This window comes from Streptomyces sp. NPDC005962 (genome assembly GCF_040629205.1).
In the GTDB taxonomy this organism is placed as follows: Bacteria; Actinomycetota; Actinomycetes; order Streptomycetales; family Streptomycetaceae; genus Streptomyces.
This window is the reverse complement of sequence record NZ_JBEXVE010000044.1, coordinates 16,308-36,765: the sequence shown is the minus strand read 5'-3', so window position 1 is coordinate 36,765 and position 20,458 is coordinate 16,308. Positions and strand designations below refer to the sequence as shown.

At 70.2% G+C, this 20,458-nt stretch carries 17 protein-coding genes; 8 read left to right on the top strand and 9 right to left on the bottom strand.

Annotated features, from left to right (window positions below; translation table 11 throughout):
* Nucleotides 1–225: 225 nt before the first annotated feature.
* The gene (locus ABZ370_RS41220; protein ID WP_358632771.1) at nucleotides 226–879 is read right to left on the bottom strand and encodes a helix-turn-helix domain-containing protein; all 654 of its coding nucleotides are present in this window, start codon (nucleotides 877–879) and stop codon (nucleotides 226–228) included.
* 101 nt (nucleotides 880–980) lie between these two features.
* On the opposite strand from ABZ370_RS41220, the gene ABZ370_RS41215 reads away from it, so the two are divergent.
* A complete protein-coding gene (locus ABZ370_RS41215) occupies nucleotides 981–1,946 on the top strand; it encodes an NAD(P)-dependent alcohol dehydrogenase (protein WP_358632768.1) in 966 nt (321 codons plus the stop codon).
* A gap of 94 nt (nucleotides 1,947–2,040) precedes the next feature.
* Nucleotides 2,041–2,235: a hypothetical protein gene (locus tag ABZ370_RS41210; RefSeq protein WP_358632765.1), complete on the top strand. Its 195-nt coding sequence runs from the start codon at nucleotides 2,041–2,043 to the stop codon at nucleotides 2,233–2,235.
* Between the two features lie 131 nt (nucleotides 2,236–2,366).
* On the opposite strand, the gene ABZ370_RS41205 is transcribed toward ABZ370_RS41210, so the two are convergent.
* On the bottom strand, nucleotides 2,367–4,607 hold the full coding sequence (locus ABZ370_RS41205) for an MMPL family transporter (RefSeq protein ID WP_358632762.1): 2,241 nt from the start codon (nucleotides 4,605–4,607) through the stop codon (nucleotides 2,367–2,369).
* A 248-nt stretch (nucleotides 4,608–4,855) separates the two neighbouring features.
* On the opposite strand from ABZ370_RS41205, the gene ABZ370_RS41200 reads away from it, so the two are divergent.
* On the top strand, nucleotides 4,856–5,611 hold the full coding sequence (locus ABZ370_RS41200) for a TetR/AcrR family transcriptional regulator (RefSeq protein WP_358632759.1): 756 nt from the start codon (nucleotides 4,856–4,858) through the stop codon (nucleotides 5,609–5,611).
* A gap of 29 nt (nucleotides 5,612–5,640) precedes the next feature.
* On the opposite strand, the gene ABZ370_RS41195 is transcribed toward ABZ370_RS41200, so the two are convergent.
* The 3 genes from ABZ370_RS41195 to ABZ370_RS41185 form a co-directional block, all read right to left on the bottom strand.
* Nucleotides 5,641–6,096 carry a nuclear transport factor 2 family protein gene (locus ABZ370_RS41195; protein WP_358632756.1) on the bottom strand — a complete coding sequence of 152 codons (456 nt, stop codon included), beginning with the start codon at nucleotides 6,094–6,096 and terminating at the stop codon, nucleotides 5,641–5,643.
* A gap of 105 nt (nucleotides 6,097–6,201) precedes the next feature.
* Entirely contained in the window at nucleotides 6,202–6,447 is a 246-nt protein-coding gene (locus ABZ370_RS41190; RefSeq protein ID WP_358632753.1) for a hypothetical protein, read from the bottom strand.
* Nucleotides 6,448–6,478: 31 nt separating this feature from the next.
* A complete protein-coding gene (locus tag ABZ370_RS41185; protein WP_358632750.1) occupies nucleotides 6,479–6,934 on the bottom strand; it encodes a hypothetical protein in 456 nt (151 codons plus the stop codon).
* Between the two features lie 103 nt (nucleotides 6,935–7,037).
* On the opposite strand from ABZ370_RS41185, the gene ABZ370_RS41180 reads away from it, so the two are divergent.
* A complete protein-coding gene (locus tag ABZ370_RS41180; RefSeq protein ID WP_358632747.1) occupies nucleotides 7,038–8,834 on the top strand; it encodes a translation initiation factor 2 in 1,797 nt (598 codons plus the stop codon).
* Here the strand turns inward: ABZ370_RS41180 and ABZ370_RS41175 are convergent.
* Nucleotides 8,831–10,849 (bottom strand): hypothetical protein, encoded by a 2,019-nt coding sequence (locus ABZ370_RS41175; protein ID WP_358632744.1) that lies wholly within the window; start codon nucleotides 10,847–10,849, stop codon nucleotides 8,831–8,833. The genes ABZ370_RS41180 and ABZ370_RS41175 overlap by 4 nt on opposite strands.
* Nucleotides 10,850–11,156: 307 nt before the next feature.
* On the opposite strand from ABZ370_RS41175, the gene ABZ370_RS41170 reads away from it, so the two are divergent.
* Together ABZ370_RS41170 and ABZ370_RS41165 are read left to right on the top strand one after the other, a co-directional pair.
* Nucleotides 11,157–11,990, top strand: coding sequence for a PIG-L family deacetylase (locus tag ABZ370_RS41170; protein WP_358632741.1), 834 nt, complete (start codon nucleotides 11,157–11,159; stop codon nucleotides 11,988–11,990).
* Nucleotides 11,991–12,100: 110 nt separating this feature from the next.
* A complete protein-coding gene (locus ABZ370_RS41165; protein ID WP_358632883.1) occupies nucleotides 12,101–12,916 on the top strand; it encodes a class I SAM-dependent methyltransferase in 816 nt (271 codons plus the stop codon).
* 38 nt (nucleotides 12,917–12,954) lie between these two features.
* On the opposite strand, the gene ABZ370_RS41160 is transcribed toward ABZ370_RS41165, so the two are convergent.
* Nucleotides 12,955–13,695, bottom strand: a complete 741-nt coding sequence (locus ABZ370_RS41160; RefSeq protein ID WP_358632738.1) for a TetR/AcrR family transcriptional regulator — start codon at nucleotides 13,693–13,695, stop codon at nucleotides 12,955–12,957.
* A gap of 413 nt (nucleotides 13,696–14,108) precedes the next feature.
* On the opposite strand from ABZ370_RS41160, the gene ABZ370_RS41155 reads away from it, so the two are divergent.
* Complete coding sequence (locus ABZ370_RS41155; protein ID WP_358632735.1) at nucleotides 14,109–15,719, top strand: amidohydrolase; 1,611 nt, start codon at nucleotides 14,109–14,111, stop codon at nucleotides 15,717–15,719.
* Between the two features lie 114 nt (nucleotides 15,720–15,833).
* Entirely contained in the window at nucleotides 15,834–16,448 is a 615-nt protein-coding gene (locus tag ABZ370_RS41150; protein ID WP_358632732.1) for a DUF3887 domain-containing protein, read from the top strand.
* 78 nt (nucleotides 16,449–16,526) lie between these two features.
* Here ABZ370_RS41150 and ABZ370_RS41145 read toward each other — a convergent pair whose 3' ends face one another.
* Together ABZ370_RS41145 and ABZ370_RS41140 are read right to left on the bottom strand one after the other, a co-directional pair.
* Nucleotides 16,527–18,149 (bottom strand): amino acid ABC transporter substrate-binding protein, encoded by a 1,623-nt coding sequence (locus tag ABZ370_RS41145; RefSeq protein WP_358632729.1) that lies wholly within the window; start codon nucleotides 18,147–18,149, stop codon nucleotides 16,527–16,529.
* Nucleotides 18,150–18,154: 5 nt separating this feature from the next.
* Nucleotides 18,155–20,323, bottom strand: a complete 2,169-nt coding sequence (locus ABZ370_RS41140) for a hypothetical protein (RefSeq protein WP_358632726.1) — start codon at nucleotides 20,321–20,323, stop codon at nucleotides 18,155–18,157.
* Nucleotides 20,324–20,458: the final 135 nt, after the last annotated feature.

Sequence of the window (20,458 nt, the reverse complement as noted above, 5' to 3'; positions counted from 1 at the left end):
GACTCTGTTGGTGCGCACAGCGGCAAAACGAGTTCATCCCACCAGCCCGCAACTCAAAAGGATGCCGACTTACCGCTGAATGCCCCAGCCCGGTACGACGATACGTGTCGGCCGCCCCATCGGTACTGCTCCGCCGCAAGGCGGGGAAGGACGCAGAACTGCTGGTATTGCGGCACGAGGGAGCATGCCGAGACGATGCCCAAGAAGCCCCGCAGGTGCGAGTGGTCACCGGGGAGCGGCAATCGGGAGACTGCGCAGTGCCAGCGCGGTCGGCGGAGGCAGCGGCTCGTTGGCCGTGTCGGCGCGGAACGACTGGAGCAGGTAGGCCACCAGGCGCCGGGACGCTGCACCGTCGCCCGGCAGGGTGGTCACCAGACCGCAGTGTGCCAACAGGACCACGGCGAGGTCGGAAGGGTGAAAATCGGCCCGCAGAGCGCCCGACGCCTGAGCCCTGCGTACCAGAGTTGCGAAGTCCCGCTCGGCTCGTTGCCGGGACTGCGCGTGTTCCGACGTGCTTTCCGGGAAGGCCGCGACGAACGCGGCCGGGAACCCGCGTTCCTCCCGTTGCAGAGCGCAGACCGTTTCGATCAGCTGCTGGAATCCCTGCCACGGGTCAGGGGCGGCCAGAGCCTCGGTGAGCGCCCGCACACAGGTGTCCATCTGCTGCGCGAACGCGCCCCGCACCAGGGCGTCCCGGGTCGGGAAATGCCGGTACAGCGTCGCCACGCCGACTCCGGCCCGACGCGCCACGGTCGCCATCGGGGCGTCGATCCCGCGCTCCGCGAAGACCGCACGGGCGGCGGCGAGGACGCGCTCCCGGTTGCGTCGGGCGTCGGCCCGCAGCCCGTCCTGGGTTGCGATCCGAGAGGATTCCACCATCACTGCCTCTCGCTTCGGGTCCAAACGGACGATTGCGTCCACTTAGGAGCCTACCGTCGCTGTCAGTTCCTTATACGACCACCGGCGGCAAAGGCGGAACGATGAACGACCGCATGATGAGAGCTGTGCTCTACGACCGCTACGGCGGCCCCGATGTGCTGTACCTGGGCCGCGTGCCGCGCCCCGAGCCGACCGCCGGCGAGGTGCTGGTGAAGGTGCACGCGTTCAGCGTCAACGGCGGAGAACTGGCAGCCCGTGCCGGCCATCTCCGTCTCGTGGACGGCCGGAAATTCCCCAAGCGTGTCGGCTTGGACTTCACCGGCGAGGTCGCCGCGATGGGTGCCGGAGTCACCCGGCTCGCGGTCGGCGACCGCGTATGGGGGGTCTTGGGTCGCGCTTCGGGGTTCGGCAGCGCCGCCGAATTCGTGACCGTGTCCGCCGAGCGGGTCGGCAGACTCCCCGACGACGTTGACCTGGTGGAAGCCGCCGCGCTGCCGGTGGCCACCACGGCCGTTACCGCGCTGCGGGACAAAGCCGGGCTGCGCCCCGGCGAACGACTCCTCGTCCGGGGCGCGGCGGGCGGCGTCGGCAACGCCGCCGTCCAGCTCGGACGGGCGTACGGCGCCGAGGTCACGGCTCTCGCCCGGGCGGCCAACCTCGACTTCGTCCGCGGACTCGGCGCGCACAAAGCCGTCGACCACCGGACCGTGCGGCCGGCCGAACTGGGAGACTTCGACGTGGTATTGGACACTGTCGGGACCGATGTGCGGGCCTACCGGCGCCAGCTGAATCCCGGCGGGCGCATGGTTACCATCGCCTTCGACATGAAACGGCCCGCTGCGTCGCTCGGCTACCTCGCGGCCAGCATGGTCCACGGACACGGCAGGGTGCGCATCTTCAGCGGCAACCCCACGCGGGCGCACTTCGACGACCTCGCCCGCCATGTGGTCGAGGGAAAGCTGAGCCCCGCGGTGGACACGGTCTTCCCCCTGGAGGAGACCGCGGCGGCCCACCGGGCGCTGGAGGCGGGCGGCGTCCAGGGCAAGTACGTGGTCAGGGTCGCGTAGGACCCCTGTGGAGGCTGGGGGCGCTCGCGGTGGTCTCGGTCGTGTTCGCGCTCACCGCGACCCGGCTGTGGGCGGTGGTGCCGCCCTCGCCCCCGTGGTGTCGGGGCTGTCTCTCGACCATGGGTACGGCCTCACCGCCGCCGCGTGGGTCAACGCCGCCTTCGCCGTGGCGGCCGTCGGGACCACCCTCCTCGACCTCCACCTCACCGGGCGCCACCGGGCGGCGGCGGCCGGCACTGGGCACACGGCGGAAGCCACGTCCCGCAGCGACGTCCCCGTCTCCCGCTGACAGCCCGTCAAGAGCACGCCGGAGGCGACCGCGACGGCTGACATCCCTCAGTCGCGCCCGGGTTGCCCGCGGCTACCGCGATCGGGCCGCCGCTTCCCTGGGTGAGCGGCACCCAGGAATCCCGCACCTGGTCAGACCCTGGTCGACTTCTTCATGTGGGTCGGAGCCACCGGTACAGGTCCGGGTGTGGAGGTCGGCTCGGGGCCGCTTTCGCTGAGGCCGTACCGCAGGTGGATTGCGCGAAGGAAGCCGGGCGCGTACCAGGCCGTCTTCCCGAGCAGACGCATCGCGGCGGGGACGAGGACGCCGCGAACGGCGATGGCGTCGAGGAGGACGGCCAGTCCGCTGCCGAGACCGAACATCTGCATGAAGCTGATCTTGGCGGTGCCGAAGGCGAAGAAACTCACCGCGAGCAGGAAGGCAGCCGCGCTGACGATGCGCCCGGTGTGGCCGAGACCGTTGACCACGGCGGTCTCGTTGTCGGCTCCGTGGTCGTGGAGCTCCTTGATCCTGCTGGTGACGAAGACCTCGTAGTCCATCGAGAGGCCGAAGGCGATGCAGAACATCAGCACGGTCATCGTCATCTCCATCGGCTGCGCGGTGAAGCCCAGCGGTGAGGAGAGGTTGCCGTCCTGGAAGATCCAGGTCATCACGCCGAGGGTGGCTCCCAGGCTGATCAGGTTGAGGAGCAGTGCGCGCAGCGGCTGCACGATGCTGCCGGTGAACAGGAAGAGCAGCAGGAAGGTGGTGAGGACGATCAGGGCCACAGCCAGGGGGAGCTTGTCGGCGATGGATTCCTTGGCGTCGACAAGTACGGCGTCATTCCCCCCGACCAGAGGGTGGGTCCCAGGGGGCGGGGTGACCGAGCGCACCTGCTCGACCAGGCTCTCGGCCGCTGCCGACTTCGGTGTCAGGCTGCTCACCACACTGATCCGCTGTGCGTCGGGTCGGCCGAGGGCGGAGTTGGCCGGGCCGGTCGCCGCGGACTGTCCCTCGGTGTAGATTCCCGTGCTGGTCTCGACCCGCTCGACGCCTTTGAGCGCGGACAGTTGACCCGCGTACGACGCCAGCGGGGCCCTGTCCACGGACTGGCCGATGGCGATGTGGAGGGCCGAGTCCTCGCTGCCGCCGAACTTCTCTCGCAGTACCTCCGAGACCTGGCGGCTCCCCGCGTCCTTCGGCAGCACGCGTTCGTCCGGCGTGCCGAAGGTGATGTTCAGCAGCGGGCTCGCCGCGAACAGCAGCACGGCGAGGACGGGCAGCGCGGTGAGCACGGGCCGCCGCATGACGGTACGGGCAAGCCGTCCCCACAGGGGTTCGCGGGCGTCGGAGCGCTGGGACTTCGCCCACGGCAGCCGCCCGCTGTTGACCCGGTGCCCCAGAACCTTCAGCAGGGCCGGCATCACGAACAGGGTGCTCAGCGCGGCGATGGCGACGACACCGACGCCGGTGAAGCCCATCGAGCGCAGGAAGTAGTGCGGGAACACGAGGAGCGCCGCGAGGGCTGCCGCGACTGTCGCGGCGGAGAAGGCGACGGTGCGGCCCGCGGTATGCACCGTCCGCCGGACGGCGTCGTCCACTCCCACCCCGGCCGCGAGCTGTTCCCGGAAGCGGCTGACCATCAGAAGGGCGTAGTCGATGCCCAGTCCGAGGCCCAGTGCGGTGGTGAGGTTGGTCGCGGTGTCGGCGACATCGGTGACGCTGCCGAGCAGGAAGAGCTGGGCGAATGAGCCCATGATGGCGATGACCGCGATGGCCAGCGGCAGCAGGGCCGCGACGACGCTGCCGAAGACGATCATGAGCAGTACGAGGGTCAGCGGTATGGCGATCGCTTCGGCGAGGATCAGATCGTCGACCACCTGGTTCGACAGGTCGGCACCGACGGCGGCGCCTCCTCCGGCCCGGACGGTGAGGGTGTCCTTGTAGGTGCCGCTGTAGGTGTCGAGGATCTCCTTGGCGTTATCCCGCTGCTCCGTGGTGTCGCCTCTCACGTGGGCGAGCACCATGGCTTCGCGGCCGTCCTCGGAGCGCAGGTCGGGGCTGTTCGTTTCCCAGTACGAGACGACGTTGCCGAGCCGCTTGTCCTTCTTGAGGTCGGCCACCAGGACTCGGCCGCTCTCGCGGGAGGCGGGGGTGTCGACGCGGCCGTGGGGGGAGCGGACCAGCAGGACCAGGTTCGTCTCTCCGCCGAACTTCTCGTCGATGACCTTCGCTGCCCGGGTGGACGGGGAGGCGGGGTCGTCGAAGCCGCCCCCCTTCAGCTTGTCGAAGGCGCCCGCACCTACCGCGCTCATGAGAGCCAGGACCAGGACGGCGAAAATGAGTACCGGCCGGGACCGGCGAATCGCCAATTCGGCCATACGTTCGAACACAGGTGATCTCCTTCAATGCATTCCGCGACAGGCGAGGGGCCTCGGCCGGACAGGGCCCGGCTCAACGCACCGCAGAGCCCCTTCACTCCGTCGGAGGGGTGCGGTGCCGCGCTCTTCGTCGCCCAGGACGACGCTAGTAAGACGGCCCGTGTTTGAGCAGCAGGAGATTTACCTGACACCTGTGAGGTGTTTTTGGCTTGCTACGGTTTTCTGATGCCTCGTCGGATCAGCCGTCGTAGGATCGCCGCATGCCCGCAGACGCGTGTACGACGGCCGTGCCATCCCTGCGCCAGCGACGCCGGGCCGCCGCCACCCAGGAGATCGTGGAGGCCGCCGAGAATTACATCGCCGAGCACGGGCCGCACGCCCTCTCCCTGAGAGGGGTCGCCCGCAACCTCGGCATGACCGTCCAGGGGCTCTACCACTACTTTCCGAACCGGGACGCCCTCGTCACCGTTCTCGTCACCAAGGCCTACCGGGACCTGGCCGAAGCGGTGTCGGCAGCCGCCGACACAGCGGCGGACGAGCCGGCAGCGCTGCGGTTCATGGCCGCCGCCGAGGGCTATCGCCGATGGGCCATCACCCACGTCGAGCGATTCCAGCTGCTCTACGGAGCGCCGCTGCGTCATTACGCCGCGCCCCACAACGGCCCGACCACTCAGGCGATGCACCGGATATGCGAGATATTCCAGCGCGAGATGTTCGACGGATTCACCACCGCGCAACTGGCCGCGGCCGACACCCGGGGGCTCTCACCGGCTCTCCAGGCGCATCTGGAACCCCTGTTTCCCCACGGCCCGGAAACCCTGCCCCCTCCAGCGAGCGCCCTCCTCCTCGGCTCATGGGGCCACCTGCACGGCATGGTCGTCCTGGAGGTGTTCGGACACACCTCCTTCATCGGCGAACACCAGGCCGAGATTTTTCACATGGCGATGCGGGACCTGCTCGAGGACATACATCGCCGAATCCCCACGCAGCTCACGGGAACACCGGCTACGCCCTGAACTCGCCTGCCAGGCAGTGGAGTTCCTCGCTACACCGGCAGCCTTCCGTCCAAGTCGCCTGCGGGCAGAACCCGGGTCGAGTTGTGTTCGCGGACAATCCGCCACCCGTCCGGCGTTCGACGCCAGACCAACGAGGTAGTGGTACGGATGTCCGTGACACCGTCAGGCGTGGTGATCCGCGCTACGAACACCAGCGTCGACGCCGCCAGATCGTGGCTCACGAGGACGTGCGGGCCGTCGTCCACGGCATGGTGGGCGGAAACCATCCGATCGAACTGGGGCTCCCAGATCGAGCCGTAGCCGGTGGCTGTCGTCGCGACACGCTGCTCGGGGTCGAAGTTGTCGTAGAGACGGAGGTCCGGAGAGTCGAAGTCGTACAACTCGCCGAAGGTGCGCCGGAAGTCGAACGGCGCGTCCCCCTCGTCGCGCTCCCAGCCGAACACCCATCTGCCGTGCAGATCCGCGATCAATCGCTCATCGTTCATGACTCGAAGCTAGGCTCGCGGAAGAGGTGCGGGAAGGGTGTGTCACACCCACCCAGGGGTGGGTGGCGGTCGATGGTGAGGTAGGAGCCGGTGTCGGCCAGCGGCTCAGCTGACGAAGGCCGCGATGAGCCGTTCGGCGGCATCCCAGAGTTCCTTCTCCCGCCGCGGGTCGTAGGACTCCTGGGACGAGCGGGACACCCGGCCCCGGTCGACGTAGGAACCGGTCGGCGCCTCGGTCGCCCCCAGCACGACATCGGCGAGATGACTCCCCGCGACACCGCGGGATGTCGCGAAGGGCGTGACGACCATCAGCGGCAGAACGCGCCGCATCGCGAACCGGGCGAGGGGCACAGCGGCAGCCGGGAGCCTGGTCCACGGAAGGTCACCGGGGCCGGCAGCACTCCTGCGCCACCGAGACGAAGGCCAACTTCGCACGCTTGAGTTCGTCCGGCCTCTCATGGCGCCGCAAACAGTCGACGAGGTGCTGGGCCGCGGCAGCGGCGTCGGGCGGGCCTTCCAGGAGTACCCCGCTCAAGGCGCGTTGCAGCAGGACGTCGTCGTCGGCCTGTCCTCGTCCGTTCCGCTCGGTGAGTATCCTCGCCTCCGCGGCTCCGAGGAAGTCCGCGTAGGTCTGGCGGCGAAGGGCGAACTCGCGGTGGCCGGACTCGGCGCGAAGCGTCATGCGCACCGATTCGAGCAGCGCGTCCGCCTGGCGATCTCCCGCGTGACGTGCCGCAGCGGCCTGCCGGATACCGGCACTGCGCGTGTACCAGCCGGTCACAACGCTGCCCGCGATCGCCGAGCCCGCGGCAATCAGGGCGATTCCCCAGTCACTCATGCCGCCATCCTCGCAATCAGGGACGGCGCCACACCACCCTTGCCGAATGTGCGGCATGGATCACTCTCGGCGACATTCGAACGGTACGCGATAGGATCGGATCATGTCGCCCGACGACGCGAACGAACCTACCTCGACCTGCGGAAACAGCGGTATCCGCCCGCCGGTTTCCAGTACGCTGGACACTTACGGGCGACGGGCGACGGGCGACGGGCGACGGGCGACGGGCGACGGGCGACGGGCGACGGGCGACGGGCGAGCGGTTCTGTTCGCGGCCCGATCGGCGGTTGCCCTATATCGCCTGCTCGACGTACTTCCCGTCTTCTCGGGCGACGCCAGGATCACCCGCCTCTTCACCCTCGTCCCCGGCTCCGACTTCGGGGCCGACGTCTTCTCCGCGATCGACGCCCGTGGAGGCCGCACGGTGCCGTGGAGCGAAGCGTGTGGTCGCTCGTACGACCTGATCGTCGCCGCGAGCCCCAAGGGCGACCTCAGGCTGCTGCGCGGCCCGCACGTCCTCATCCCTCACGGCGCGGGTTTCAACAAGTCGATCCGCGGCGAAGGTTCGGCCGACTCGGCATCCGGACTGGACCCGGCGTATCTGCGACGAACCCACGACCATGCTCCGGCAGCGCTGCACGCCCTGGCCCATCCCGATCAGGTCGCCAGGCTGGCCGCCGCGGACCCGCGGGCCGCCCGGCGCGCGAAAGTGATCGGCGACCTCACTCTGGAACGCGTCCTCGCCTCGATGCCCCTGCGTGACCGCTACCGGGCGGCGTTGGGCACCGGGGCCCGCGAGCTGCTGGTCCTGGTCTCCACTTGGGGCCCCGAGTCCCTCGTCCGGCAGCGTCCCGGACTGCCTGCCCGCCTTGCGGCCCAACTGCCCCATGATGAATATCAGTTGGCGCTCGTGGTCCACCCCAATGAGCGCAGTCTGCTCGGGACGTACGAGCTGACCGAACGACTTGCGCCGGCCCTCGACGCGGGAATGATCCTGGCGGATTCGCACGAGGAGTGGGCATCTGTCCTGATCGCCGCGGACGCCCTGGTCACCGACCACGGATCGGCCGCCCTGTATTACTGCGCCGCCCAGGATCGTCCCGTCGTGAGCGTCCACCAAGGCGGCGGCGAACTGATCCCCGGCAGCCCGATGGGCGTACTCCTCGACCGGATACCGCGGTTGGAACGAGACGAGGACATCGCCGACGCACTGCGGGCGTACCGGCAGGGTCCCGGGCACGCCGCCGCTCAGGCCGCGTTCGCGCCCGCCGGTGATGCCGTGGACCGGCTGCGAACCGAGGTCTACGCCCTGCTCGGCCTTGCGCCACCCGCCTACGGCGTCACACCCCGGCTGCTGCCCGCACCCGTGCCCGCCGCCCGTGTCCCCGCAGCGTTCGATGTCCATGTGGCGACCACTACGGCCGGCGTCCGGATCACCCGGCACCCGGCCGGCATCGGACCGCCCGGCCACCACTTGGCCGTGGAGCATGGCGCCGCGAGCGAACAGCTCGTCCGTTCCGCGGGCCTGTTGTACCGTCGTCCGCTCCCGGCATCCACCGCCCCCGTAGACCTGGCCTGGACCGCCGACGGGTGGACCCGGCATGCCCTGTCCGCTCACCCGGGCTGCCGTTCCGCGGCGGCTCTGCTGCCGTCCGGCGGCTGCCTGCTCAGAGTCCGCGGTCATGAGCGGACGTATGCCGCCCAGGTCGAACCCCGGTCCGAAGCAGGCCGCATCGTACAGATCGACCCGGCCATCGCACTGTCAGCCGTACACGCCCGGCTGGTCTCCCCTCAGCCCGCCCCGGACAGCCACACCGCGCTGAACTGCCTCGTCGGAGAGCGGACTTTCCGCATCACCCTCCGGCCGGCCACGAACACCGAAGCCGCGCAAGTGATCTAGACCAGGCCATTGCGCTGCCGGAAGGTCCGGGCCGCCACACGGTGCTCCTCGGCCTCCACCAGGTGCCCTTCGGCTGTCTCCAGTTCGGCGAGCGCGTCGTGGACACGTGCCATATCGAAGCCCGAGCGCCGCTTATCGGCCTGGCCGAGCGACTGCTGGTACAGCTCACGGGCCTCGCCCATCCGGCCGAGGCGGTAGAGGACGCCGGCGAGGGCGAGCGCCGAGCGTCCGATCAGCCTCTCGCGCTTCTTCGCCACGAACCCGGTGTGCGCCTCGGACAGCAGACGATGTGCTGTCTCAAGGTCGCCCGCCTTCGCGCTCGCCTCTCCCATCCGATAGGTCTGGAGCAGGACGCCGTAGGGGTTGGGAATCGCCCGGTGCATGTCGCGGGAGGCTGTGAAGTCGGCCAGAGCGGCATTCCACTCGCCTCGTGCGCCCTTGAGCATGCCGCGGTGCTCGACGGCCGACGCGGCAAGCTTGCGGTCCCGTTCCCAGTCCCCCAGCAGTTCCAGGGCGGACATCGCGCTGTCGATCTGCCGCTGGGCCTCGCTCAGTTCCTCCGACTCCCACAGCGGCCTGGCCAGCTGGCAGCGCGTACGCACCAGCCATCCCGCGTTCCCTCCGTGCCGGACCGCCGAGTCGACGGCGCGCCGGAAGAGCTCGATGACCTCGGACTGGTGGGGATGGTCCAGGGCATGCGTCCACACGGCCTCGGACAGGGCCACGACCTCGGTGTCCATCCCACGGCCGTGGGCCAGGCGCGAGCACGCGAACAGCACATGCCGTTCCTCGTCCAGCCAGCGGGCCGCGCGGGCGGCGTGTTCAGCCCGGGCTTCGTCGTCCACAACCCCTTCCGGGTCCTCCAGTGGAACGTCCGGCACGCCGGGAACAGGATCGAGCAGATCCACGACGGTCAGCCGCCGGCCGGCCGCGAACCGGTCGGCCAGCTGAGCCTGCCGGACGAACCACCGCAGCAGCCTCGTCTGCGCCTCGGCCACCTCGCCCTCCGCCGCCTCCCGGCGGGCCCGGCGCAGGGCGTGTGCGCGCAGCGGTCCCGGCAGCCTCATCTGGCCGGACTCCGTCAGCGACAGCAGACGCAGGTCCAGCAATCCGGCCCGGTCCAGCTCCTCCAGGGCGTCCTGGCAGCCCTCCGGACCCAGCCCCGACAACGCGGTGGCGGAGGGGAGCGTGAACGTCTCACCGGGATGGTGGGCCAGCAACCGGTAGAGGAGGGCCGCCGGGCGGGACAGATCGGCATATACCGTGTCCCAGATCCGCTCCACGCCGGACACGCCCTTCTCGTCCAGCTCGGCCGTGAGATCGGCGAGGAGACGGGAGAGCGGACGCAGCCGGTGCGTGCGCACCCACCGGCCGGCCACGTGCAGTGCCGCGGGAAGGCCGTCGCACAACCGGATCACCGCCCGCGCCGTCTCCGGGTCCGCGGCCAGCCGGTGGTCACGGACGATCAGCTCCAGCAGCTCCGTCGCCGCCCGCTCGTCCAGTGGCGGCAGGACCAGATCCACCGCGGCGCCGGCTTCGAAATCGTGGAGCGGACCGTGGCTCGTGACGATCACCACGCTGGCGCCCGACGCCGGGAGCAGGGGGACGACCTCCGAGGCGTAGCGGGCGTTGTCCAGCAGGAGGACAAGTTTCGCGTCGGAGGTCCTGTTCCAGTACTGCCCGCACCGAGCCGCGTACTGGGCCTGCACCTGGTCCGGCACGACGTCGAGGGAGTTCAGCAACCGGGAGAGGACATCACCGGGGTCCAGCACGCCGTCCGCCCGGAAGTCGTCCAGGTCGACGGACAGCACACCGTCCGTGAAGGGATAGCGGTCGCCCAGAGTCCGGGCGAGCAGGACGGCCAGCTCCGTCTTTCCCAAGCCGCCCGGCCCGCTCAGCGCCAGGACCAGTGGGCGGGAACGGCTCTGCCATTCCGTCACGGCGCGCACGGCGCGTTCCCGCTCATCGTCGCGGTTGACGAAGTGCACCGGCTCCGGCGGAAGTTCGACCCTCATCACAGCCCCCTCGACCATCTGCAGTGCCCTGCGTACACTGCCCGACGATCATGCACTCTAGAGACTTTCACCGCCCGGCGTCTGCTGTAGCCGAAGGCCGGAAAGCCCCGGACCTCACGGAAGGCCAAGCGGCCGCGCGGGGAACAGCCGTCCCGGCGGCGCGGTTGCATCGACCGAGGACCGGCGCCGCACGGGCGGGGAGCACGGGGACCACGAGGTCGTCCGCCCCACCAGGCTCCGGGCCCCAGGATCGCGGTACGCCCGCCGCGCACTCGGATCAAGACGCATTTCCGCAGGAGGACTTTTCATGACTGACCGGCCCTTGACGCTCATGGCAGTACACGCCCACCCCGACGACGAGGCCACCGGAACCGGAGGCGTCCTCGCGCGGTACGCGGCGGAAGGCATCCGCACGGTTCTCGTGACATGTACCGACGGCGGCTGCGGTGACGGACCGGGAGGGATCAAGCCGGGCGATCCCGGACACGATCCGGCGGCCGTCGCCTTGATGCGCCGTCAAGAACTCAAGGCGAGCTGTGACGTCTTGAAGATCAGCGATCTGGAGATGCTGGACTATGCCGACTCCGGGATGACGGGCTGGCCGAGCAACGACGCCCCCGAATCCTTCTGGCAGACCCCCGTGGAGGAAGGCGCCGCCCGGCTCGCGGAACTCATGCGGCACTACCAACCCGATGTGGTCGTCACCTACGACGAGAACGGCTTCTACGGCCACCCCGACCACATCCAGGCCCACCGCATCACGATGGCGGCGCTGGAGATGACCACGCTGACCCCGAAGGTGTACTGGACCACGATGCCCCACTCGACGATGAAGCGGTTCGGCGAGATCATGCGCGAGTTCAATGAGGACATGCCGGAGCCGGACCCTGCCGAGGCCGCCGCGATGGCCGAGATCGGCCTCCCCGACGATGAGGTCACCACGTGGGTGGACACCATCGCGTTCAGCGGTCAGAAGTTCGACGCGCTGGCCGCGCACGCCAGTCAGGGCGAGAACATCTTCTTCCTCAAGATGGGCAAGGAGCGGTTCGGCGAGCTGATGGGCATGGAGACCTACGTACGGGTAAAGGACGCCACCGGCGCGGCCGTACCCGAGAACGACCTCTTCGCCGGACTGCGCTGATCCCCCTGCCCGACCGGGGCCCGGGAAAGCTCATCGCCCGCACGGCGGTGGAATCGATTATCTAGGCTGGCGCGGTGACTGATGAGCGGGAGCGGGTGCAGCCGTCGGGAGTGTGGGCCACGGCGGTGGGGGTGGCCAGGGTGCGGGCGTTGGAGACCGAGCGAGAGAACGCACTGTTCAGCGACCCACTGGCACAGGCCTTCGCCACCGCCGGCGGCCTGTGGCCCTCCTCGCCGCCGCTGCCCGATGACGAGGCCGCGCGACGCCGTCGGCTGGCCGTGTCGTTCTCCATCGTCATCAGGACGAAGTTCCTGGACGACCTGTTGCGGCAGGCATCCGCGTCCGGGGTCCGGCAGGTCGTGCTGCTCGGCGCCGGCATGGACAGCCGGGCCTTCCGGATGGACTGGCCCGAGGGCACCCGACTGTTCGAGGTCGACACCGCCGCGCCACTGGACTTCAAGGCTTCGGTGCTGCGCCAGGAGCGGGCCGTCGCACGCTGCGAGCGCATCACCGTCGCGGTGGATCTGCGTGAGGACTGGCCGGGCGCGCTGGCCGCCGCAGGGCACGACCCGGCCGTGCCGACCGCGTGGATCGCCGAAGGACTACTGATCTACCTGCCCGAGGACGCGGTGCAGCAACTGCTGGCCCGGATCAGTACGCAGTCGGCGGCAGGCAGTCGGATGGGGCTGACATTGGGCTCGCGCGGCGTGATCGAGCGCTTCGGCGCGGACGCCGCGCCGGGATCGGCGGCGTCCATGTGGGTCTCGGAGATGCCCGACGACCCGGTGGGCTGGCTGGCCGGACACGGCTGGGAGGCCGCCAGCCACACCCTGCGCGAGCGCGCTGCCGCCTACGGCCGCCCGATCAGCACTCCGCCGCAGCGCGAGGAGCGGCCCGGCGGACTGATCTCGGCGGTCCGCCGGTAGAGCGCCTCCCGGTTCCCTGGTGCCGGCATGTGAGGTCGTTATCGGGAACGGCTCACCATCAGGTGGGTGAGGCCGCCCAGGATGCACCGCAGCCCAAAACTGAAGGCGTGTTCGGGGTTGTACACGCTCTGGTGAGCTTCACCCGCTGCGCTTCCGACCCGGGCTGCGAGGGGGAACCGGGCAGGATCGAAGACCCTGGCCAGAAGTGGCGCGTTGGCGGCCCACCACTGCTCGTCGGACATGGCGCTGTCGCGGGCGGCGGCCTGGGTATCGAGGTCGGCGCGGGCGACGGACTGGACGAAGTCCAGCAGGAAGGTGAGGGCCGCGTCCATTTCGACATCGTCGAGCCCGAGGCCGTCGAACGCGCCCAGTTCGTGTTCGTACTTGGCCATGAGCCCGGGACCGAGCGGCGGGCGCGTGGTGGGCAGGGTCGCCACCCAGTGGTGGCGCCTATAGAGGTCGCGGTTCTCGCGCGCGACGGCCTCCACCCTCGTACGCCACGGGGCGGCTGTGTGATCGGTACGCGGCATCCGCAGATAGGCGGCGTCCAGCATGAGGTCGAGCAGCTCTGCCTTGCCCGGGACGTACGTGTAGAGCGTCATCGGCGTGACGCCCAGCTGGTGGGCAACGCTGCGCATGGTCAGGGCGTCCAGCCCACCGGAGTCGGCGAGCCCGACGGCGGCCTGGACGACCGCGTCGACCGTAAGGCCCTGCTTGGGGCCGCGCCGGGGGCCATCTTGCCCGGGCTCGCGCCACAGCAGTCCCCGCCTCCGCCACATTCCTGACCAGGCACTTCGGCTTCCAAGAGGCCATGGCCGCCGAAGGCTTTGCCTCCCTGGTCCGCGAGGACGCCGTCAACGTGATCTTTCTGCAACGCGGCATCGAGGCCCTGCCCGAGGGCGTCAGGGACCAGCACCGACCCGAACGGGGTAATCCTCCAGCTCGTCGCCTGGGCCACGCCCGACAACCAGTGACGGCCTTGAGACCCATCCCGGCGGATCGCCGGGCTCCGCGCTGCCCGTCGCCTCCTCGCTGTCGCACGATCCGCAAGATGGGCCGTTTCCATGGCGTACTTCCTGCGCGAACAGCAGCAGAATGCCCGCAGATCGGCTAGTGCTCCGTACAACGGTCTGGTCAGCGACGTGGCGGACAAGCGGTCGGCCAAGCGCGACCCGAGGGTATGGAGAAGACGATGACTGAGCACGGAGCCGACCTGCTGGTCCGGGCCGCCGCGGTGCACACGCGGGTGCCCGGCCAGGCCCCGCAGCGGGCGCTGGCGGTGCGGGGCGACCGTATCGCGGCCCTGTCCCCCGACCCCGACGGCCTCGATCACCTGGTGGGCGCCGGTACCGAGGTTCACGACCTGCCCGGCGCCACCGTACTGCCCGCCTTCGACGACACCCACACCCACCTGATCTACGCCGCGCTCGGCGCCCAGGACGTCCCCGTCCACCAGGCCCGGAACATCCCCGAGTTCCTCGATCTCATCCGGCAGCGGGCCGCGGTCACCCCCGAGGGCGAGTGGATTCGCACCACCACCAACTGGCAGGAACTCAACCTGGCCGAGCGCCGCATGCCCACCGCGGCCGAACTCGACCAGGCCACGGACCGGCACCCGGTCCTGGTCAAGCGCGGCGGCCACAACGACGTCGTCAACACCTACGCGCTGCGCCTCGCCGGGGTCACCGAGGACACCCCCGTACCGCCGGGCGGCACCATCGGCCGCGGCGCCGACGGCAAGCTCGACGGCAGACTGATCGACAACGCCCTGCACCTGGTGGAGCACCTGGTCCCGGCCCCGGACCGGGCCCAGCGCATCGAGGGACTGCGCCTGGCCACCCGCGACTACGCCGCCACCGGCATCGGCACCGTGCGGGACTGCGCCGTCACCCCCGAGGACTACCGGGTGCTCCGCGCCGCCCGCGAGGCCGGGGCGCTGCACACCCGGGTGCGGACCCTGATCTCCGCGCTCGGCATGACCGGCGCGGCCCAGGTGGAGGACCTGCTCGACACCATGGAGGAGTGGCGCTACGAGTCCGACCCCTGGCTGCGGGTGTGGGGAGTCAAGTTCGGCCTCGACGGCGGTCTGGAGGCCGGGGCCACCGAGGAGCCGTACGCCTGCGACCACGCCTTCTCGGGGATGCTGATCTGGGAACCCGACGCGCTGGTCGAGGCGGTCGAGGCCGTGGTCCGGCGCGGCTGGCGGGTCGGCACCCACGCCTACGGCGACCGCGCGGTCCGCACCCTCCTGGACGTCTACGAACGCGTCCTTCAGCGCAACCCCGGCCTGCCCGCCGGCACGCTGGTGATGGAGCACGGCGGTCTGGCCGGACCCGAACAGCGTGCTCGTGCCGTCGCGTTGGGCATCCCCGTCACCATCCAGCAGCCGCTGCTGCACGACACCGCCGAGGTGGAGGAGGGCTTCTGGGGCCCGGCGCGTGTCGCCCGTCTCTTCCCCGCCCGCGGCTGGATCGACCTGAGCGCCGAGGTCAGCGCCGGGTCCGACTTTCCCGTCGGTCATTTCGGCGCCATGCGCTCCGTCTGGGGGATGACCACTCGGCAGACCGTCATCGGCGTCAAGGGCCCCGAGCACGCCATCACCTACGACGAAGCCCTCACTCTGCACACCGTCAACGCCGCCCGCTTGTGCGGGGAGGACCACGTGCGCGGCACTCTCGCCGTCGGTCGCCTCGCCGACCTCACCATCTGGGACCAGGACCCCGCCCACTGCCCCGGCGACGCCCTGCGCGACCTCACCCCCACCCACACCTTCGTCGGTGGTCGCCTGGTCACACCGGGCTGATCGGCGGTCTTTGTTGTGGTTGGCGCTCCCGGCGTGCGGGCCGGATCAGATGTAAAGGAATCCTTGACACCACCAGGCTTGTAAAGGCATCCTTTACGCGTGGTCGATTCATCAATGAGCCTGACTTCTCTGACCGCCCTGCTGGCCCAGCGGGCGTCGACCCTGGCCGAGGCGGTGGGCAACCCACTGACTCCGCCGGACTACCTCGATCTGGTCCGGCACTCGCGGGATGTGGACGATCTGGCGGAACAGGTACTCAAACTGTGCGCGCAGCAGTCCCGGGACGCCGGCCACACCTGGCAGGAGATCGGGGACCTGCTCGGAGTCACCCGCCAGGCCGCCTTCCAGCGGTTCGGCAAGCCCATCGATCCCCGAACGGGAGAACCCATGGACAAGACCGTACGCATGACCGACGCCGCGGAGCGTGCCGTCAAGATCGTCACGGACGTCATCGAAGGACGCATGGAGGAAGCGCGGCAGTCCTTCAACGCTCAGGTCCGGGAGGCGTTCACCGACGAGGTGCGGGGCAGCGGCATGGCCACGGTCGCGGGCCTGGTGGGCGCGTTCGAGGGCTTCGGCGAGCCGGCACCGTTCGTCCGGCGCATCGGCGACCACACGGTCGTGGACGTCCCGCTGCGCTACGAGGCGGGGGACATGAAGGCCCGGGTGGCGTTCGACGCCGACGAGAAGGTCGCAGGCCTCAACATCCTGCCCCCCGAAGTCCCCTGACCCGCTTCGCCGCCCATCTGAGGTTCGGACGAGACGTGCACCGCTGAACGCCCCGTCGTGCTGGGTAGCCGAGCTCGGTCAGGGAGTACCGCTGGGGATCACGCAGTTCTTCGGCTGTACCCGGCCGGTGGGCCAGCCCAGGCCGACGAACTTCAGCTTGCCGCGGCCTTCCCGGCCCGGGTCCAGCTCGACCACCGCGACCGGCTTGTCGTACGCGTTTCCGCTGCTGGTCAGGCAGATCAGGCCGCTCGTGCCGCGCACCCGGTGCCGGGACTGGAGCAGCGACCACTGGCCGCCGACGTCCTCGCGGCTGGGCACCGACTCGGCGTTGCCCTCCTGGGCGTCGTGCAGGGCCTGTCCGATGGTGATGAGACCGTCGTAGACGAGCATCGTCCGGGAGTCCTCCAGGTCCGGGGTGGAGCCGAGCCGTATGCCCTCGCCGCGCGTCGTCTCGATCCGCTTCTTCAGGGTGTCCAGGGCCGCTTTGGGCTCGGTGAGGTACTGGGGGAGGTCCGCCTTGGCGGGTTCGCGGTCGTGGTGGGCGTTCCTCCACCCCTTCTTCCAGGCGGCCAGCGCGGTGCTCCACGCGTCCGGGTGGGCCGGGGCGGCGTACTGGACCGTCACCTTGGCCTTGCCGTCCTCGCCGCGCAGCTGTTGCCAGTCCTTCAGCGTCATGTCCTGCCGCAGCGAGGCCGCGTCGGAGCCGCTGACGATGGTGTAGTGCCGGTTCGCGCAGTCCACCTGGGCGAGCTTGAGCGCGAAGATCCGCAGGTGCAGGGTGCGGCCCGCGAAGTAGACGGTGTCGGCGCCGGAGTCGCAGATGTTGTTGGCCGTCTGGGTGAACTGGTTGCCGGTCGAGCCCGGTTCGTCGATGGCCGGGGACTCGAAGGGCATCGCGGCGGGGCCGGGCGGGCCCTTCTCCTCGATTCCGCTGAACGCCTTCGCCAGCGACTCGTTGTAGCCGTCGCTGCGCTTGTCGTAGACCAGCACCGTCTTCTGGTTCTGCCGGCCCCGTTCGCCGTTGAAGCTGGCCAGTGCCTGGGCCGCGTCGTGGTTGGTGGTGATCAGCCGGGCCAGGCCGGGGAACGGCTGCTTCGCCGTCCCGTCCGTACGGTCCTCGTTCGCGATCTCGTCCCCGCTGATCCGGGAGGCGAGGACCGGGACCTTGTGCTTGGTCAGCTGCTTGACCGCTTTGCGGGTGTCATCGAGGCTGAGGTTGAAGCCGGTGACCGCGCGCAGCCGGTCCTCGGGCGAGTCGGCCATCCGCAGCAGGGTGGCCACGACCTTCTCCTGCTGCCCGTAGGCCCGTCCGGAGTTGGCGAGAACCAGCCGGATCTTCGGCGGCTCTCCCTCGCCCTCGTTGGCCTGCAGCTGCCCCAGATACGCGCCCTGGAGGTCGCTGCGCATCTGTCGGCGCAGCGCCGCCTTGTCCGACTGGAGCGGCAGCATCATCGCCACGGTGACATGCGGCTGGCCGTCGATCTTCTCGTTCTCGCGGGCGATGGCCCGGGAGACGTCGCGGATCTCCGGCGTGCCGAAGTCGTAGCCCTCGCCGTTGACGCCGATGCACTCGCCGTCGATCCGGTCGATCCCGTCGGCGCAGGTGTCCGGCTTCTGGATGAACGACAGCACGAGCCATGCGCACACCGTGACCGCCCCCGCGGCCAGCAGTGTGTAGAGGAGCTTCTTCCACCTGGGCATCCCCGTTATCTCCTTCGCCCCAGTTGTTCGGTGCAGTCGCAACGCAGCAACGGCTGCTCGTTCGCCGCCAGGTCGCTCCAGTGGGTGGCCGTCCTGCGGAGCTGTCCCGCCCCGTCGAACTCCATGATCGAGAGGAGTTCCAGCAGCTTGGCCAGGGTGCGGGCGGTCTCCTGCCCGGTCGGCCTGGTCCGTTCCTCGCACAGCCACACCGCGTGCAGCAGCTGGTCGACGGTGCGGCGCAGCGCCGGTCCCTCCGCCGTCACCAGGCCCTGGGCGCGCTCCCGCCGGGCGTCGGCGCCGCCCGGATACGGCGCCTGGGCGATCTCCAGCAGCTCCGCGCACCACTCCCCCGGGCGCCCGGGCAGGGTGGCGGTCAGATGGGCGGCCACGTCGTCCGCGCCGCCGGACACCAGATGGTGGTTCATGCGGTGTGCGACGACCGAGGTGAACGCGCCTGCGCCGGGCGCACCCTCGTCCGCCGCCCGCCGCGCGTAGTGGTCCCTCAGGAGGTGGTGGTCGGCGTACCAGGCGGCGCCGCCGGGGCGCAGCCCGTACAGCCGGTGCACCAGCATCTGGCGCAGCCCGAAGTCCCCGATGAAGTGCCGTGCGCAGCGGGGCCACCCGGTGTCGGTGAGGAGCTTCGCCACATGGTGTGCGGTCAAGAGGTTCACATGGCCCGACTGGTGGTGGCGGAGCAGGACGTCGGCGCACTCCTCGTCGTGCGCCACCGACAGATGCGTGAGCAGATCCAGCCACTCGTCGCAGTGCTCGGTGGGCAGCCCCACCGGCAGCTGGTCCAGGAGCAGTTCCTGAAGGAGTACGTCCGCCACCGGCCGCTCGGGGACACCGTCGCCGGTGAGCCGCAGCGGGGCCGCGAGGATGTCCCGGTCGTTGGCGTCCGCGGGCATCCGGAAGGCGGCGGCAGCGGCGGCCAGCCGGATCACCGTGTGCGGCCGTCCGCCGCTCAGCCGCGCCACGGCGGCGTCGATGCGGCGGCGGTTGGCGCCGCCTTCCGGCTCGATGTGCGTCTGTCCGCGCTCGGTCTCCCGGCGCAGCTGGTCCCCGGTGAGGAAGGGCATCCGCAGCAGCAGCACCCCGTCGGCCAGCGGAGTCCGATCCGATCCGCCATCCGTGGCCCGCGACCACGGGGGCGGACCGCCGTCGGCGGGACGGAACTCCGCGGGCGGAACCACCTCCTCCGTCGGCAGGCCCCCGTGCAGGAACGCGCCGCCGTCCGCACGGCGCGCCGTGCCCACGATCACCACGCGGTCGCGCTGCCCGCCCCGGCGGTCGGTGAGCACGGCCCGCAGCAGCCGCTCCCCCAGCGGCGATTCGGCGTGGTCCAGCAGCACCCCCGGGCGGCCGACCCGGCGCAGCCAGCCGGACGCCGACGCGTACGCCGCCTCGAGGTCCTCGCGCAGCGCCCGGAAGAGGAAGGCCTCGGCCAGCTCCCGTGCCTCGCCGCGGGCCCGGAAGTCGGCGGCGAGATTGCTCAGCCCGTGCTTGGGCTGCCCGGCCGCGCCGGGGTATCCGCCGTAGATCCGCTCCAGTTCCACCTTGCCCCGGGGTGCCAGGGACTGGAAGAGGGCGTCCAGCAGCGCGTTGCTCACCGCCGCGGAGTACGGGTCGAGCGCCTGCCCGGACAGGGCCGTCAGCAGGTTCCGGATGGAGCCGGAGATCACGCCCTTCCAGAAGTCACCTGTCCTGAGGCCGGGGATGCGCCGCTTCTGGGGCAGTTCCTCGTACCGTTCGACTTCCGTCGCGACCGCCGCGGGGGTGCCTCCCGTGGCGCCGGTCGCGATCACGGCGAGGCCCGCGAAGAGGCGGGGGAAGGCGAACGAGCCGCCCGTCCCCTGCCAGGTGGCCAGCCGCCGGGCTGTCTCTACCAGTGCCTCGGTCGCGGCCGAGCGGGCGCCCGGTTCCGGCTCCGCCCGGTCCGCGTACACCGGTGAGCCGCAATCCAGATGGACCACGGGCACCCTGGCCGCGAAATTGTCCCGCACCGCGCGCAACAGCCGGCCCTTGCCCATGCCGGGGCCGCCGGTGAGCAGCACGACCGGGATGTCGGGCCCGTACAGCGGTTCCCGTCCGGCGCCCGACGGTGACCGCCCGAGCAGATGTGCGAAGAATCCTTCTTCGCCGAGCAGCTTCTCGAAACCCAAGTCTTCACGCACGGACTCCTCCCCCGTGGAGTGCGCACCCGCCCGTGACCGGGGCGGACGATGATGCCGTGTCAGGAAAGGTTAGTGGAAAACAGGACCGATTCCTGTGGACAATGATAAATACCCGGTGGGGAGTTGACGGTTTCC

Bases quoted from the DNA above. Each gene is read 5' to 3' on its own strand.
- ABZ370_RS41215 (WP_358632768.1), top strand. From the start codon at position 981: ATGAACGACCGCATGATGAGAGCTGTGCTCTACGACCGCTACGGCGGC.
- ABZ370_RS41180 (WP_358632747.1), top strand. From the start codon at position 7,038: ATGTCGCCCGACGACGCGAACGAACCTACCTCGACCTGCGGAAACAGC.
- ABZ370_RS41145 (WP_358632729.1), bottom strand. From the start codon at position 18,149: ATGCCCAGGTGGAAGAAGCTCCTCTACACACTGCTGGCCGCGGGGGCG.
- ABZ370_RS41175 (WP_358632744.1), bottom strand. From the start codon at position 10,849: ATGAGGGTCGAACTTCCGCCGGAGCCGGTGCACTTCGTCAACCGCGAC.
- ABZ370_RS41150 (WP_358632732.1), top strand. From the start codon at position 15,834: ATGAGCCTGACTTCTCTGACCGCCCTGCTGGCCCAGCGGGCGTCGACC.
- ABZ370_RS41185 (WP_358632750.1), bottom strand. From the start codon at position 6,934: ATGAGTGACTGGGGAATCGCCCTGATTGCCGCGGGCTCGGCGATCGCG.
- ABZ370_RS41195 (WP_358632756.1), bottom strand. From the start codon at position 6,096: ATGAACGATGAGCGATTGATCGCGGATCTGCACGGCAGATGGGTGTTC.
- ABZ370_RS41160 (WP_358632738.1), bottom strand. From the start codon at position 13,695: ATGTGGCGGAGGCGGGGACTGCTGTGGCGCGAGCCCGGGCAAGATGGC.
- ABZ370_RS41220 (WP_358632771.1), bottom strand. From the start codon at position 879: ATGGTGGAATCCTCTCGGATCGCAACCCAGGACGGGCTGCGGGCCGAC.
- ABZ370_RS41200 (WP_358632759.1), top strand. From the start codon at position 4,856: ATGCCCGCAGACGCGTGTACGACGGCCGTGCCATCCCTGCGCCAGCGA.
- ABZ370_RS41170 (WP_358632741.1), top strand. From the start codon at position 11,157: ATGACTGACCGGCCCTTGACGCTCATGGCAGTACACGCCCACCCCGAC.
- ABZ370_RS41155 (WP_358632735.1), top strand. From the start codon at position 14,109: ATGACTGAGCACGGAGCCGACCTGCTGGTCCGGGCCGCCGCGGTGCAC.